Raw genomic sequence first — 14633 nt, 5'->3', positions numbered from 1 at the left:
GAGGTCTAACATTTCTTTTTAAACATATTAAAAATCCACCTTGTTTCACAAGATGGATTTCTTTGGTAGCAAGGGAGTATAAAGCTTTCTTTCTGCATGAGCATAACTCCCTAACCAATATTTAATTATTAATAAAAGCTTGTCCATTTGCTAAGTCTTAAATGGATCCCTTATCCAACAATCAAAAGATAGATAAAGAATAAAACCATTACACCTAAACCAAAAGGAGCTCCAAACTTCGCCCATTCTTTACTCGTAATTCCTAATTTGTTGGCTGAAATAATATTAGGAATATTTCCTGGGATGAGCATTCCTCCACTAATAATAAGCCCTAATAATAAGAAACGAATTGTACCGGCATCCATTGATGGGCTAATTTCCGCAGCAGCTAGTGTAGCATTATCAAGAATAGCGGAAATCATATTGATCCAATACAGTACGCCCGGCTGTAAATGTAATAGGTACATATTTACAAGCGGCTCGAATCCTGCACCAAGAAGTGTTAGTCCCATAACAAATAGATATATTTTAATGGAACGAATGATAATTTCTGGATATCCCTCAGCCTCATTGCTACCTTCTAAGCTACTGTCACTTTTACCTGGTTTTAATGTAAAGAATGCAATAATACCAATCGCAACTACAGCAAAGATAACCTCTAAACCGATTAAGTTAAATAAATAGAAGAACTCTTCGTTTAATTTATTTGTAGCAATGGTTGATAACGGCTCACCAATTGGGGTTAACACAGCACCCAATCCGATAGAAAAGCAAGCTAAAATAACAGCACGGATTTCTGTCTTTCTATCTAGCTTCAATGTACTTACAATGGATACTAACACGATTGCAGCAATTATTGCAGTAATCACACTAGATAACAATCCTAAAATAATAATGATTAAAGCCAAAAATAAGCGGATGTTCATTTTCTGACTAATACTTAATATGGACTTTTCAATAGGGCCCTTCATCCATTTAAATAGTAATCCAGCGATGAGTACAGCTAATGTAATGAATATTGGATCCTTCAAGGCGTCGAACCATAATTCCTTGTTAAGCACTCCACTTACAATTGCTGCCAACAAACCCATAACAAATAAGAAAGGTTCTAAATTCTCTTCAATGGGTTTTACTAGAAATGGTAAAAATAAAACTAGTAATAATATGATAACAAGACCAATAACCATAGTATATTCCCCCCAATTTAAATAATTTAAATTTCGCTAAAAATATGTAATGAAACAAAATTGACAAAATATAATTTGCGAAAATATTACATTTAGTTCATTCCACTATTTTACCATAATTTACTTTAGATGTTTACTTTCACTTTTAAAACTATACGTAATTTTTTGCCAATACAAATAGACTTAACATGGGTCTAATGACTATTCTCTCCAACTTAAACCTTTTAATTTAGGTAAAGTTTTCCTAAAAGTGGCAGACAAACGCTCCACCAAAATTACGACAAACTTCTCCATATTATATGGCAAATTAAAATATTCCCCGGGAAATACATCTCGTTTTTTGTAAAAATTTGTTTCTTTAAATTTGCATCTCTTTGTTCAATTGTCCTTCTAATTCAAGAGTCAGTTTTTTATTTTCGTTCAGAAGTAAAATAATAGTTATTAAATATATGATTCCTAAGCCAAAAGGTAAAATTTTATAAACGTAATCCATAAAAACAAATCCGACAATAGAAGAAAACAATACAACCGCCATGGATTGAAATATAAATCCTTTACTTTTATAAAGAACGCTAAATGGAAGGAAATGAGCACCAGTCAAGACAGCAATAAAAAATGGTAACCACTCAATTTTCTCCATATAAATGATGATTAAAATCGGAGCAAAAAATAGTTGCATTCCTCCAATTACACCGGCAAAGTTCGATAACTCATTACCCTTTGCAATAAAATCGATCTTAAGCAGATTCGAGACTAAGATACCTAATGGAAATAGCGTTCCAATACCTATTAAATAAATTAATCCTAACAGGTTAATATGCATATCGAAAAGACCTAAAATTCCCATTAGAAACCAATAAAGGCTTCCAACATAAAACATGGTTACCCCTTTTTTTGTTCGTTGCATTAAGTCATTTTGTACTTCTTTTACATTCATTAAAAATCCCCCAAATTAATACTTCTATGATACAAATAGTCTAACACAGAATTATCGGAAATTTACCCATTCCCCCTAAAATTCACAATCTCCTTTCTCCGATTAGTTCCACAAATTTGGCTGCTGCAGGTGAAAGAGAGACACTTTTTAAGTAACATACCCCAATACTTCTCTTCGGTATTTCTTCTTTCAATTGTACTTCATATACGAATCCTCTATTTAAATAATCGAGCGAAAACTCTCTGGTTACACAAGCTAATCCTAAATTAATTTTCGCAAAATCTAATAACAAGTCATGAGAACCTAATTCAAACTCTGGGGAAAGTTTAAACCCTTTTGATAAAAGATAATCCTCCACATATTTCCTAGAATTAGAACTAGGCTCAAGAAAAATTAAGGGAAGCTTTGCTAGGTCCTCTAAATCTAATGGTTTGGAAAGGATGCTCTTATACTTCTCTCCACAAACAAATGTATCATGAATATCAATGTAAGGAATTACTTCAAACGATTGATTATCCACTGGAAGATTACAAACTGCAATATCTACCTCCCCGGATTTTAAAAAGGATAATATTTCAAAGGTTGTTCCATTTAGTATTTTAAATTTTATCTTAGGGTAGTTATTATGAAACGTTTCTAAATAGGGCAGTAAGAAGTGTCTAGAAATGGTGTCACCTACCCCTATCTTTAATTCACCGGCCGTTAAATTTTTAATTTCTAATATTTTTTGCTCACCCGTATCGATTAGATTAAGGGATGAATGGACATACTCAAATAGAAGGCTCCCTTCATCTGTTAAAGAAACCCCTTTTGCAGTTCTATTAAATAAACGGGTTCCTAATTCCCTCTCCAATTGCATGATGGACTGGCTTACGGCCGGCTGAGTAGTATATAACTTTTTTGCCGCTTTGGAAAAACTTTTTTCCCTACCTACCATCCAGAAGACTTTGTATAAGTCTAATTTACTCACCATATAACCACCTCTTATATCTACTATTATATATATTAATTTTACTTATATTCTTAAAAAATGTATAGTGGAAACAGAGGTTATGAACTTACTTTTTAAGGAGCGATTCAAATGGAAAGAGTAGTTGGAACTATTGTTAGAGGTTTACGTTGCCCTATTATTAACCAAGGGGATCAAATAGAAGAAATTGTTGTAGATAGTGTATTAAAAGCTTCTGAAGTAGAAGGTTTTTCTATTCAAGATAAAGATATCGTAACAGTAACAGAATCCATTGTTGCTCGTGCTCAAGGTAACTACGCAACAATTGACCATATCGCTAAAGACGTCCAATCCAAATTTGGTGATGATACAATTGGGGTTATTTTCCCCATTTTAAGTCGTAACCGTTTTGCTACTAACCTAAGGGGAATTGCAAAAGGTGCGAAGAAAATCGTACTCATGTTGAGCTATCCATCTGATGAAGTTGGTAACCATTTAGTCGATATTGACCAACTTGATGAAAAGGGAGTTAATCCTTGGACAGATGTTTTAACAGAGAAACAATTCCGCGAGCTTTTTGGAGAAAACAAACACACGTTTACTGGCGTAGATTATATCGACTATTACAAATCAATTGTTGAAGAATATGGAATCGAATGTGAAGTCATTTTCTCTAACAATCCAAAATCTATATTAGAATATACGACAAGCGTATTAGCTTGTGACATTCATACTAGATTGAGAACGAAGAGAATCCTTAAAGATAATGGCGGAGAAAAGATATATAGCCTTGATAATATCCTAACAGAATCTATTGATGGAAGCGGCTATAATGAGGAGTATGGTTTACTTGGATCAAATAAAGCATCTGAGGACCGTGTAAAACTTTTCCCACGTGATTGTCAACCGGTTGTTGATGGGATTCAAAGAATGCTTCAAGAAAAAACCGGTAAAAACGTAGAAGTAATGGTATACGGAGACGGAGCATTCAAGGATCCTGTAGGCAAAATATGGGAACTGGCTGACCCTGTCGTATCACCAGCTTTCACATCTGGACTCGATGGAACACCAAATGAAGTGAAATTAAAATATCTAGCTGATAATAACTTCTCTGATCTTAAAGGGGAAGAATTACAAAAGGCTATTTCTGAGTTTATTAATAATAAAGAAGAAGACCTTGTTGGTGCCATGGAAGCACAAGGAACAACACCTAGAAAACTAACTGATCTAATTGGTTCCCTGTCTGATTTAACTTCCGGAAGCGGAGATAAAGGAACACCAATCATCTTTATTCAAGGATATTTTGATAATTATACGAAATAAAAAAATAGGCATTCAGCCGGACGAAGAGCTAAAAAGGACCCCAAGCATATGCTTGGGGTCGTTTTGATTAAGTAAGAAACAAATTAAGAATTAAGCAGAATAATCCACCTAACATTGCAGAGATTGGAAGTGTAATAACCCAAGTAATAACCATCCGCTTAGCTATTCCCCAGTTTACTCCTTTTACTCGATGGGATGATCCAACACCTAGAATCGCAGAAGAAATAACATGGGTGGTACTTACTGGTAAATGAATTAATGTTGCTCCAAAAATGACAGCAGCTCCTGTCAAATCAGCTGCCACCCCATTCACTGGGCGTATTTTCATAATTTTACCGCCGACAGTCTTAATAATTCTCCAACCACCAACTGATGTTCCAAGCGCCATTGCCGTGGCACAAGAAAGTTGAACCCAGAAAGGGACATCTGTTGTATCATGTAAACCACCGACAATCAATGCCATCGTGATAATCCCCATTGATTTCTGGGCATCATTTGTCCCATGTGCATAGGATTGAACGGCTGCGGTTAATATTTGTACGCTACGGAACTGTTTATTTGTCTTGGCAAGATTAGCATTTTTAAAAAGAACTTTAATAATGGCATAAATTAAGTAACCAACAACAAATGCGATAATCGGTGAAAGAAGAAGTCCCTCTAAAATAGATAAAAATCCACCGAAATGAACAGCTTGAAGACCAGCTGCAACAATCACAGCACCAGTAATTGCTCCAATAATGGCATGGGATGAACTACTCGGAATTCCAAAATACCAAGTAATTAAATTCCAAGCAATCGCAGCAAATAAAGCACCCAGAATGACAGTTAGGCCGTTTTCTAACTCGAAAGGATTCGCAATTCCACTTGTAATCGTCTGTGCAACACCTGTAAACGTTAACGCACCTACAAAGTTCATGACAGCAGCAAGGATAATTGCCCTTCTTGGCGACAATGCTCTTGTTGATACAGATGTTGCAATGGCGTTAGCAGTATCATGGAAACCATTGATAAAATCAAATACTAATGCAGATATAACTATTAATATGATGACTAATTCCATTGGTTATCCCTCATTACGCGTTTTTCATCATAATACTTTGAAGTGTACTTGCAACATCCTGACAATAATCAGCAATATCCTCCAACGTATCGTAAATTTCTTTATATTGAATGACCTTAATTGGGTCCTTTTCATTTTGGAAAAGATCTTTTAGCGAGTCATGATATAAACTGTCACATTTACTCTCATAATCCTTGATCTGAATCGCATGGCTTTCCAAATCTTTTAACCGTCCATTTGCTAATAAGTCTATGGAGATTACTATTTCCTTGGAACATTTATGAATAAAATCGGTAAATCTATTCATAAATTCATTGGATGATAAAATTTGAAAAATCTCCATATAAGCGGTGAATTCCTCCATTCCATCAACAATATCATCCAAATTCATCGTTAATTGAAGGATATCTTCCCTTTCAATTGGTGTAATAAAAGTTTCATTTAAATCTTTGATGATTGTATGTACCTTATCATCTGCAATCGATTCGTACTCTTTGATTTTTTCTGCAAACTCCTTAAGTGTTTCTGCATCCTTTACTTTATACTCTACAAAGTACTCCACTGTGTTGTCTAGATGTTTAGCAAAATCCACTAAATAAAGTAAAAACTTATCAGGCGCTTTTTTGAACATGCTATATCCTCCAATATACATTCCTAATTTACGTTTTTTTATCTTCCCCATTATTATGAATAACATGTAAAATAGGGTGCTAAAATGTCTAAAATGGAATTACCTTATAATATTACCATTACCTTTCAAAGAAGTTAAAGAAAGATGACTTCCAGAAGTCATCTTCTTTAATTTTTTTCAGCTAGTAGGAATGGAATCTATCCCGATGACACCTGAATTGCTATAATAGATATATATTCATTCAAAATTTGAGGTGTCATCCATATATGGCGAATACGAAGCGAAATATAAGGAAAATTGGCATATACCCGAAAGTAAAGTTTAATTTAAAGTTGAAAATGATAACGCTAATAAGCTTATTACTTGTCGGAATATGTATTACTTTTGCCTTATTTCTACATCATTTCCTATCAAAAACGATTGAAGATCAAATGGGCAAAAGAGCACTAAGCGTTGCTCAAAGTATAGCAAATATTCCGGAGATAAAAAATGCCTTTTCTTTAGAGGATCCCTCACTTGTTATTCAGGATATTGTCACTCCTATACAAGAAGAAGTTGGTGCTGAATTTATTGTTGTAGGCAATAGGAACGGGACAAGGTATTCACATCCAGATGCTAATAAAATTGGCAAGAAAATGGTCGGGGGAGACAATGATCGGGCTTTGTTACATGGCCAATCATACATATCCAAAAAAGAGGGGTCGCTTGGTTTATCTATTCGGGGAAAGGCACCAATATACGCTAATCAAGAGATTATAGGTGTCGTATCTGTCGGTTTTCTAAATGATAGTATTCAAGATATTATTACCAATCAGAGTAAGTCCATTTGGTATACATTAGGCATTATTGTTCTAATTGGAATTATAGGCGCTATTATTATTTCCTATCATATTAAAAAATTATTGTATAATATGGAACCAGAGGAAATTTCTCATTTGTATTTGCAGAATGAAGCTATTTTACAGTCCACACATGAGGGAATTATTGCGATTGATCATAACGGATTCATCACAACCATCAATTCAGCCGCAATGCAAATTCTCCAATGCAAACAAGATTATGATTATAAAAAGACTTCAATCGAGCAAATCTTACCAGCAATTACTGATTCTAGGGGAGAGATATTTCATGATAGGGAAATGGTTCTTGGTGACCAAGTCGTATTAGTAAACCAAACACCCGTGTATTCGGAAAATGTTATTACGGGAGCGGTCATTACTTTTCGTAAAAAAAGCGAACTACAAAAAATAACCGAAGAATTATCTCGTATTAAGCAATATGCAAACGCACAAAGAGCACAAACACATGAACATTCTAATAAACTGCATATTATACTTGGCTTATTGTTAAACAATAAAATAAAAGAAGCCATACATTTTATTAAAAAGGAAAATAACCTGCAAAGTGAAAGATTGAAATTTTTAACAGAGAATGTAACTGATCCATTGATACATGCTTTATTACTGGGGAAATCCAACCAAGCACTTGAGCTTGGAGTTACTTTATCGATTAATCCTTACAGTCAGCTAACATATAAACTTTCGGAAGCTCAACAGGATGCCATCTTAACTTCTTTAGGCAACATCATTGAGAACGCATTCGAAGCAGTGAAGAATAATATGGAGAAAGAACGCAAAGTATCTATTTTCTTTACAGATATCGGAAAAGAAGTTGTATTTGAAATAGAAGACTCTGGAGCAGGGGTTGAACAAAAGGATATTCCCCACTTATTTGAACAAGGATTCTCAACTAAACCGGGAGTACATCATGGTACAGGATTAGCATTGTCCAAGCAAGCGGTATATGCCGTAGGTGGGGAGATTATTTTAGAAGAAGCGGAATTAGGGGGAGCTTATTTTATCATTAGCATACCAAAGGAACTAGGGGGATAAACAAATGAGTCAAAATTTTTCTGTACTCATCGTGGAGGATGATTTTAGAGTAGCTGAAATTCATCGGCAATATGTTGAAAAAGTAAATGGATTTAAAGTCATGGATACGGTTAATAGTGGAAAAGATGCGTTACATTTTCTTAAAAACACAAAATGTTTACCTGATTTAATTTTATTGGATATTTACATACCTGATGTGGAGGGTGTTAACCTCTTTTGGGAAATTCGTAAAACGTATCATGAAATTGATATTATAGTTGTTACAGCAGCAAAGGAAGTAGAAACCATTCAGGAGACGTTTCGTGGTGGGATTTTTGACTTTATAGTTAAACCTTTTGATAACATACGCTTTGAGCAAACACTATTAAGGTATAAAGATTTCCGACAACAATTAGAATTAAACAAAGAATTGAGTCAGAAGGAGATTGATCGGATTATAGGTTTTCAGGAATTACCTAATTCTGCCACGATAACGACAACAAATCTACCAAAAGGAATTGATTCTATTACATTAAATGAGATTAATCGTTTATTTAAGGAAAAAAACATAGAAGGAATAACTGCTGTAGAGCTCAGTAAGCAAATTGGGACAAGTCGTTCCACTGCACGAAGGTATTTAGAGTATTTGGTTTCCATAAATAAGATTGAAACAAAACTTATTTATGGAAGTGTTGGAAGACCAGAACGCAGATATATTCTCCGTGAAACTTATGAACAAAATGAGTAATATATAGTTTATTCTACTTATGGATAAATTATTTACCTCCTTCCTAAACTTGTGTTATTTTCATATTAATCTAAACTTTTAGGAGATAGTTCTTGTCCGTGTAACTTGTAAACGCATTCAATGTAGATGCTAATTATGTTATAAGTAGGGATTATCAGAAGGGGGAGACAATATGAGTCTTAGTTTGATTGGTTTTATTATTATTTTAGTTATTGTAGCTTTGCTTATTAGTGGTAAAGTAACTCCAATTGTTGCGATGGTTTTACCACCAATTATAGGGGCCCTTATAGCTGGGTTTACATTTTCTGAAGTTGGCACCTTTTTTGAGGATGGCGTAGCATCTGTAATCTCTGTCGCCGTCATGTTTATATTTGCCATTATTTTCTTTGGAATTATGCAGGATGTTGGTCTATTTGACCCGATGATTAATAAAATGGTCGCCCTTTCAAAAGGGAATGTGGTCATAGTTAGTGTAGTAACTGTTCTTATTGCGGTAGTTGCTCAATTAGATGGATCCGGAGCCTCTACTTTTTTAATAACGGTTCCAGCACTTCTACCAGTATATAAACGTTTAAAAATGAATCCATATCTACTGCTTTTATTAGTAGCTGGAGCTGCAAGTATTATGAATATGCTCCCTTGGGCAGGGCCATTAGGCAGAACCGCTTCTGTTCTTGGTATAGATGTAACCGATTTATGGAGGCCACTTATACCAATTCAATTGATTGGTGTTGTTCTAATGATAGTTTTAGCTGTTTTACTTGGGATGAGAGAACAACGTCGAATCATTAAGAATTATGGATCCTTAGAAGTTGCGGCAGCCACCGAACAAGTAGAATCTGATCCTTACACGGATAATTCAAATGCCCCTACGGAAGAAGGAAATTTAACTCGACCAAAATTACTTTGGGTAAATGCTATACTTGCTTTAGCTGTTATTGGTGTACTCGTATCAGGCATTATCCCGGCAGGATTAGCGTTTATGATAGGGGTCAGTATTGCATTACTAATTAATTTCCCTAATGTTAAAGATCAAATGGCAAGAATTCAAGCTCATGCTCCAAGTGCGCTAACAATGGCGTCCATCATTCTTGCAGCAGGCTTATTCTTAGGAATTCTTAACGGAACAGGAATGCTAACAGCCATAGCAAATGATGTAGTTAGTGTCCTTCCTGGAGTAATTGCACCTTACTTGCATATCATTATTGGTATTTTGGGAGTTCCATTTGATTTATTATTAAGTACGGATGCCTATTACTTTGCTTTATTCCCTGTCGTAGAACAAATTGCAACAGGTTTTGGTGTAGACTCCTTATCGACAGCATATTCCATGATTATTGGAAATATCGTCGGTACATTTGTCAGTCCTTTAGCACCGGCGGTTTGGCTTGCACTAGGGTTGTCAGGATTAGAAATGGGACGCCATTTACGCTACTCCCTGCTTTGGATGTGGGGTCTTAGTCTTGTCTTACTAACAATTGCTATACTTATCGGTACCATTCAAATTTAATACTGGTGGACAAATTCACCCTTCCACTTTTCTTAAGAAAACAAAACCTTCGGTACGAAAGCGCATAACTACAGAGAGTAGGTTCACTCCTTGTAGCTATGTGCTTTATTTATTTAGACAAGGTATCTTTCCCCATAACACTTAAAAATTCTTAGATTAAATGTTTATTTTAAATTGGCTAGACTGTTTGGAAAATGCAATACCTATGCCTTTTATTTAGTTTTTACTCAAAAGTTTACCAATCTAAATAAGGTAAAACCCAATACCTTTGTTTTTCTAATTATGAAGCAGGAGGGTTTTTCATGTCAGACAAGGATAAAGATAAATTAGAAGAAACAAACAATTCCAGGATAAACTTTTTGAAAAACTCTGGTTTAACCGTTGGGGGCCTTGTTGTTGGTGGGGCGCTTGGTGGCTTACTTGTTGGAAACAATGAGCCAGAAACAGAAGTGAAAACAGATCAGACCCAGGCAACTAATCCAAATGTCGGGATAATCCTTCCTTTTATGACTAAAATTTTGTTTCTTGCACAAATTAAGCATATCAATCAATTTTTATAGTAAAAGGATGATAAAAATGATAAGTAAATGGAAAAAGCTTCTAGCGGCATTCTATCTTTAGCCTTTTTAGCAGGCTGTAATATGAATGAAGACAATAACCAAGAACAGGAAACAAATGACCCGGAAAATGTAGATTATCGACCCGTCAAATATGATGATGAGACAAACACAGATGAAATTAACGAGGATCATATAAGAGATAAAGAACAGGGCGCACATAACGAAAACCCTCAAGAAACAAATATGGAACTTGAAAAGGGTAGTAATGGCGAATTTGATAAAAATCGTGGTGCGGAGTAAATTTATTTAAGGCCGCCAATGATAACATATTGTCATTGGCGGCCTTTTTTCTTAAGTTTTATTTACCATTTTTCAAAACTTAATGACCATTATGTGGATGTTCCACTCCATCATCGCGAAGTTCAGTTGGTGCTTGTGATTCTGTTCCGGGTTCTACAAGTAAAAATTGCCCCATCATTCCTTCATCTTCATGCTTTAATAGATGACAATGATACATAAGCGGGTAATTAAGATCCGTATAGTTCCCAAATTCCACCGCTATTCTAACAGTTGCTCCATGAGGGACAAACACGGTATCTTTTCTTCCTCTTTCGTACTCTGGGGGCTCTTTATCGTTTATATCTATTACTTGGAATGCTGCATCATGAATATGGAAATTATGTTCCGAGCCGAAATTGTGAATTTCCCATATTTCCTTAGTACCCGCTGGAACTACTTCATCAACACGATACATGTCCATCGATTTGTCATTAATCTCGTTCTCCATCGTCAGTTTAAATTGACGTACCTTCGCATCTGCCGGAACCGCTATTGGCTCTATGCTAGAAGGTTGCTCACTTATTGGTGCTGTCTCTGTTAATTCGGAATCTGCAACCATTTTCACCAAGTCGAATTCTCCACTCTCAATACCAGCGCCACCGCTATAGCTACGAAGAATCGTTTCCTCTCCTGGCTCAAATGCAACGACAATTTCTGCACGTTCTCCTGGACTTAACATGAAACGATCTAATGTAACCGGCTCATTTAAGAGACCGGCATCATTTGCTACTAGTTGGAAAGAGCGACCATCTGTAAATCCGAAATTATAGGCTCTTGCATTTGAGCCATTTAGCAATCGGAAACGAACCTGACTAGTCGTCACTTTAAATGAAGGGGCGTATGTTCCGTTCACTAGTATTTCATCACCAAGCGTACCGTATGGTGTATCGTCATCCTCTGAGAACTGCCCATCACTTGTAAACAATTTATCTTGTACGATGAGTGGGATATCGTCTACCCCATAATTAGAAGGTAGTTTCTTAGAATCCTCATCATCGATGATAAACATTCCTGCAAGCCCCCGATACACATGTTGCGCTGTTTTCCCATGCAAATGAGGATGGTACCAAGTAGTGGCAGATGGCTGATCAATTGTCCAATGAGGGGACCACGTCTCTCCTGCTTCAATCATCTGATGTGGGCCTCCGTCCATAGCTGGAGGTAGCATCATTCCATGCCAGTGCAATGTTGATGTTTCTCCCAATTTATTTACTACATCAAAAGAAACCTTATCTCCCCTTGAAACCCTAATAGTAGGACCAAGATAAGAACCATTAATCCCCCATGTATCCGTTATTTCACCTGGAAAAAACTCTGTAGTTCCTGGCTCCATCGTTAGGGAAAAGTGCTTCGTGCCATCGGATTCTATGGTAGGTTCAAGAAGTTCCGGTATTTTTAAGGCTTGTTGAAATTCTAATTTCCCCACATTTGTTACTGTTTCGTTACTATTACAACCAGCCAATCCGAAGACAAGTAATAAACCGAATGGAACTATTAATCTCCTATATAATTTCAATTTCTGCTTTACTTCCTTTCTATTCCGTAAAAAAAGAACCACAAGGACAGGTTCACTGTCCCAAAATTACTTATACAGACCGAGACAATGTACTCTGTCCCTATATCCCTGCTAAGCTGATAATTTTATATCTTTTTCTTTTTTTCCTTTAAATAAGTACAAAGTAAATAAAATAATAAACCATAGAGGTGTTAACAATAAGGCTGGCCGTGTTTCTTTGGCCACTAGCATAATGATAAGAACCATTGCAAATAATATTAGTACCGCATAATTAACAAACGGCGTTAACGGTGCCTTAAATGTTGATTTTGCCTGTAACTCAGGACGTTGTTTCTTATATCTTAAATGGCAAACTAAAATCACACCCCAAACCCAAATAAAACAAATGGCACTGATGGTTGTCACAATTCCAAAAGCCTGCTCCGGAATTAGCTTACTCAAAAGAGCACCTACAGATACGACGATGGTGGATATCCATAATGCATGACTTGGTACGTGATTTTTATTTAATTTCGTCATTTTAGAAGGTGCTTGTCCATTATTGCTTAGACTAAAGAGAATTCGACTCGTTGAAAACATTCCACTGTTACAAGCAGATGCCGCAGAAGTTAATACGACAAAGTTAATAATTCCAGCAGCAAGTGGAATTCCAATTAAGCTGAACGTTTTAACAAAGGGACTTTCCGACGCATTTAGTTCCGTCCATGGATTAATAGATAATAGAATGATAAGTGCACCCACATAGAAAAAGAGAATTCTAAATGGTATTTTGTTAATCGCTGATGGAATATTTTTTTCTGGATTAGCTGTCTCTGCTGCAGATACACCAACTAATTCCACACCGACATAGGCAAACACAACCATCTGGAATGAAAGTAAGAAACCTGAAACTCCATTCGGAAATAGCCCCCCATGCCCCCACAGATTATGAATCGTTACTATTCCAGCATCTGTCTTAGAGCCCATTACTAGCATGATCACTCCGATACCAATCAATGCGAGAATCGTAACAACCTTGATTAAGGCAAACCAAAACTCCAATTCCCCAAAAAGTTTTACAGTAAGTAAGTTCAATCCTAATAAAATGACCAAACATACGACAGCAGGTATCCATTGTGGAATATCAAACCAGTACCTTACGTAGACACCGACTGCAATGATATCAGCCATAGCCGTCATAATCCAACAAAACCAATACGTCCAACCAGTTACGAACGCTATCCGAGGTCCTAGGTAATCCTGAGCAATATCTGTAAGTGATTGATAACCAGAATTTGACAACAGAAGCTCCCCAAGTGCCCTCATTACAAAAAAGAGTGCCATTCCTACGATTAAATATGCAAATATAATAGATGGACCTGCAAGTTGGATGGCTTTACCTGATCCTAAAAACAACCCTGTACCAATCGTACCGCCAATGGCAATTAATTGTACATGCCGACTTGCTAAATCCTTCTTTAATCCTTGTTGTGCCAATGATATCTCCTCCCAAAAAATTTGTTTAGCCTTTCATTGTGAAATAAGGAGCAGATAAAAGAACATTAAAAAAAGAGATTGGAAGTCCTCCAATCTCGTGGTCATAAGAATAGTAAATACCATTTGTTACGCTAGCAATCGTTAGCTTAACAAATACATATTTATTACTCTTCTGTCCTTTTGCCTGAGATTGTGAACCCTTCGGCGCCGCTAACCAAGCGGTCTCTCCAGAAGCTGCTCCCGCTATAGTGTGACCCATAGCATTCATAGCTAGCTAATTATTAAATTATCTTAAAAACTAGAAACTGTTTCTTAATAATAGTAAATTGTAAAACTGCTAGTACCATTTGTCAATAGTAAATTTTTTTACCCATCCTTATAACCCCCTATCTATTCTAGTTTGTTTTTGCTATAGTTTAATAAGTGAACTACCCCCTCTTACCACCCTCACGGGTTGCTTGAAGTGGGGGCTTCTTGGGTAATCGCCACTTTTGGTAGCTGACGAATTTGACCAAGCTAACCCTCT

At 36.0% G+C, this 14633-nt stretch carries 13 protein-coding genes and 1 riboswitch; of the genes, 6 read left to right on the top strand and 7 right to left on the bottom strand.

What is annotated here, in order from left to right; translation table 11 throughout:
* Positions 1 to 170: 170 nt before the first annotated feature.
* From ACFQ18_RS14735 to ACFQ18_RS14725, 3 genes are all read right to left on the bottom strand, one after another.
* Positions 171 to 1187, bottom strand: coding sequence for a DUF1646 family protein (locus tag ACFQ18_RS14735; protein WP_047186818.1), 1017 nt, complete (start codon positions 1185 to 1187; stop codon positions 171 to 173).
* A gap of 358 nt (positions 1188 to 1545) precedes the next feature.
* Positions 1546 to 2124 carry a DUF7010 family protein gene (locus tag ACFQ18_RS14730; RefSeq protein WP_047186816.1) on the bottom strand — a complete coding sequence of 193 codons (579 nt, stop codon included), beginning with the start codon at positions 2122 to 2124 and terminating at the stop codon, positions 1546 to 1548.
* A gap of 82 nt (positions 2125 to 2206) precedes the next feature.
* Positions 2207 to 3097, bottom strand: coding sequence for a LysR family transcriptional regulator (locus ACFQ18_RS14725; protein WP_047186815.1), 891 nt, complete (start codon positions 3095 to 3097; stop codon positions 2207 to 2209).
* 108 nt (positions 3098 to 3205) lie between these two features.
* Between ACFQ18_RS14725 and ACFQ18_RS14720 the strand changes: the two genes are divergently transcribed.
* Positions 3206 to 4396, top strand: a complete 1191-nt coding sequence (locus ACFQ18_RS14720; RefSeq protein WP_047186814.1) for a coenzyme F420-0:L-glutamate ligase — start codon at positions 3206 to 3208, stop codon at positions 4394 to 4396.
* 67 nt (positions 4397 to 4463) lie between these two features.
* Here the strand turns inward: ACFQ18_RS14720 and ACFQ18_RS14715 are convergent, their stop codons facing one another.
* Entirely contained in the window at positions 4464 to 5456 is a 993-nt protein-coding gene (locus tag ACFQ18_RS14715; RefSeq protein WP_204798567.1) for an inorganic phosphate transporter, read from the bottom strand.
* A 13-nt stretch (positions 5457 to 5469) separates the two neighbouring features.
* Positions 5470 to 6087, bottom strand: a complete 618-nt coding sequence (locus ACFQ18_RS14710; RefSeq protein WP_047186812.1) for a DUF47 domain-containing protein — start codon at positions 6085 to 6087, stop codon at positions 5470 to 5472.
* Positions 6088 to 6353: 266 nt separating this feature from the next.
* On the opposite strand from ACFQ18_RS14710, the gene ACFQ18_RS14705 reads away from it, so the two are divergent.
* The 5 genes from ACFQ18_RS14705 to ACFQ18_RS14685 all read left to right on the top strand — a co-directional run bounded on the left by ACFQ18_RS14705 (position 6354) and on the right by ACFQ18_RS14685 (position 11076).
* Positions 6354 to 7979 carry an ATP-binding protein gene (locus ACFQ18_RS14705; protein WP_060668605.1) on the top strand — a complete coding sequence of 542 codons (1626 nt, stop codon included), beginning with the start codon at positions 6354 to 6356 and terminating at the stop codon, positions 7977 to 7979.
* 4 nt (positions 7980 to 7983) lie between these two features.
* Complete coding sequence (locus tag ACFQ18_RS14700) at positions 7984 to 8706, top strand: response regulator (RefSeq protein WP_047186810.1); 723 nt, start codon at positions 7984 to 7986, stop codon at positions 8704 to 8706.
* A 172-nt stretch (positions 8707 to 8878) separates the two neighbouring features.
* On the top strand, positions 8879 to 10216 hold the full coding sequence (locus ACFQ18_RS14695; protein ID WP_204798568.1) for a CitMHS family transporter: 1338 nt from the start codon (positions 8879 to 8881) through the stop codon (positions 10214 to 10216).
* A 302-nt stretch (positions 10217 to 10518) separates the two neighbouring features.
* Positions 10519 to 10776 (top strand): hypothetical protein, encoded by a 258-nt coding sequence (locus ACFQ18_RS14690; RefSeq protein ID WP_047186808.1) that lies wholly within the window; start codon positions 10519 to 10521, stop codon positions 10774 to 10776.
* Positions 10777 to 10803: 27 nt separating this feature from the next.
* Positions 10804 to 11076: a hypothetical protein gene (locus tag ACFQ18_RS14685; protein ID WP_047186807.1), complete on the top strand. Its 273-nt coding sequence runs from the start codon at positions 10804 to 10806 to the stop codon at positions 11074 to 11076.
* A gap of 79 nt (positions 11077 to 11155) precedes the next feature.
* Here ACFQ18_RS14685 and ACFQ18_RS14680 read toward each other — a convergent pair whose 3' ends face one another.
* Both ACFQ18_RS14680 and ACFQ18_RS14675 read right to left on the bottom strand, forming a co-directional pair.
* Positions 11156 to 12631, bottom strand: a complete 1476-nt coding sequence (locus ACFQ18_RS14680; RefSeq protein WP_204798569.1) for a multicopper oxidase family protein — start codon at positions 12629 to 12631, stop codon at positions 11156 to 11158.
* A gap of 111 nt (positions 12632 to 12742) precedes the next feature.
* Positions 12743 to 14107, bottom strand: coding sequence for an amino acid permease (locus tag ACFQ18_RS14675; protein ID WP_047186805.1), 1365 nt, complete (start codon positions 14105 to 14107; stop codon positions 12743 to 12745).
* Between the two features lie 162 nt (positions 14108 to 14269).
* A riboswitch (glycine riboswitch) is annotated at positions 14270 to 14348 on the bottom strand.
* Positions 14349 to 14633 lie beyond the last annotated feature (285 nt).

The organism is Oceanobacillus caeni, from assembly GCF_042678465.1.
GTDB classification, from domain to species: Bacteria; Bacillota; Bacilli; order Bacillales; family Amphibacillaceae; genus Oceanobacillus; species Oceanobacillus caeni.
This window is presented reverse-complemented; position numbering and strand designations above follow the sequence as displayed.

Coding starts and splice junctions, on each gene's coding strand:
- ACFQ18_RS14695 (WP_204798568.1), top strand. CDS start 8,879: ATGAGTCTTAGTTTGATTGGTTTTATTATTATTTTAGTTATTGTAGCT.
- ACFQ18_RS14725 (WP_047186815.1), bottom strand. CDS start 3,097: ATGGTGAGTAAATTAGACTTATACAAAGTCTTCTGGATGGTAGGTAGG.
- ACFQ18_RS14720 (WP_047186814.1), top strand. CDS start 3,206: ATGGAAAGAGTAGTTGGAACTATTGTTAGAGGTTTACGTTGCCCTATT.
- ACFQ18_RS14735 (WP_047186818.1), bottom strand. CDS start 1,187: ATGGTTATTGGTCTTGTTATCATATTATTACTAGTTTTATTTTTACCA.
- ACFQ18_RS14705 (WP_060668605.1), top strand. CDS start 6,354: ATGGCGAATACGAAGCGAAATATAAGGAAAATTGGCATATACCCGAAA.
- ACFQ18_RS14700 (WP_047186810.1), top strand. CDS start 7,984: ATGAGTCAAAATTTTTCTGTACTCATCGTGGAGGATGATTTTAGAGTA.
- ACFQ18_RS14715 (WP_204798567.1), bottom strand. CDS start 5,456: ATGGAATTAGTCATCATATTAATAGTTATATCTGCATTAGTATTTGAT.
- ACFQ18_RS14710 (WP_047186812.1), bottom strand. CDS start 6,087: ATGTTCAAAAAAGCGCCTGATAAGTTTTTACTTTATTTAGTGGATTTT.
- ACFQ18_RS14685 (WP_047186807.1), top strand. CDS start 10,804: ATGGAAAAAGCTTCTAGCGGCATTCTATCTTTAGCCTTTTTAGCAGGC.
- ACFQ18_RS14690 (WP_047186808.1), top strand. CDS start 10,519: ATGTCAGACAAGGATAAAGATAAATTAGAAGAAACAAACAATTCCAGG.
- ACFQ18_RS14730 (WP_047186816.1), bottom strand. CDS start 2,124: ATGAATGTAAAAGAAGTACAAAATGACTTAATGCAACGAACAAAAAAA.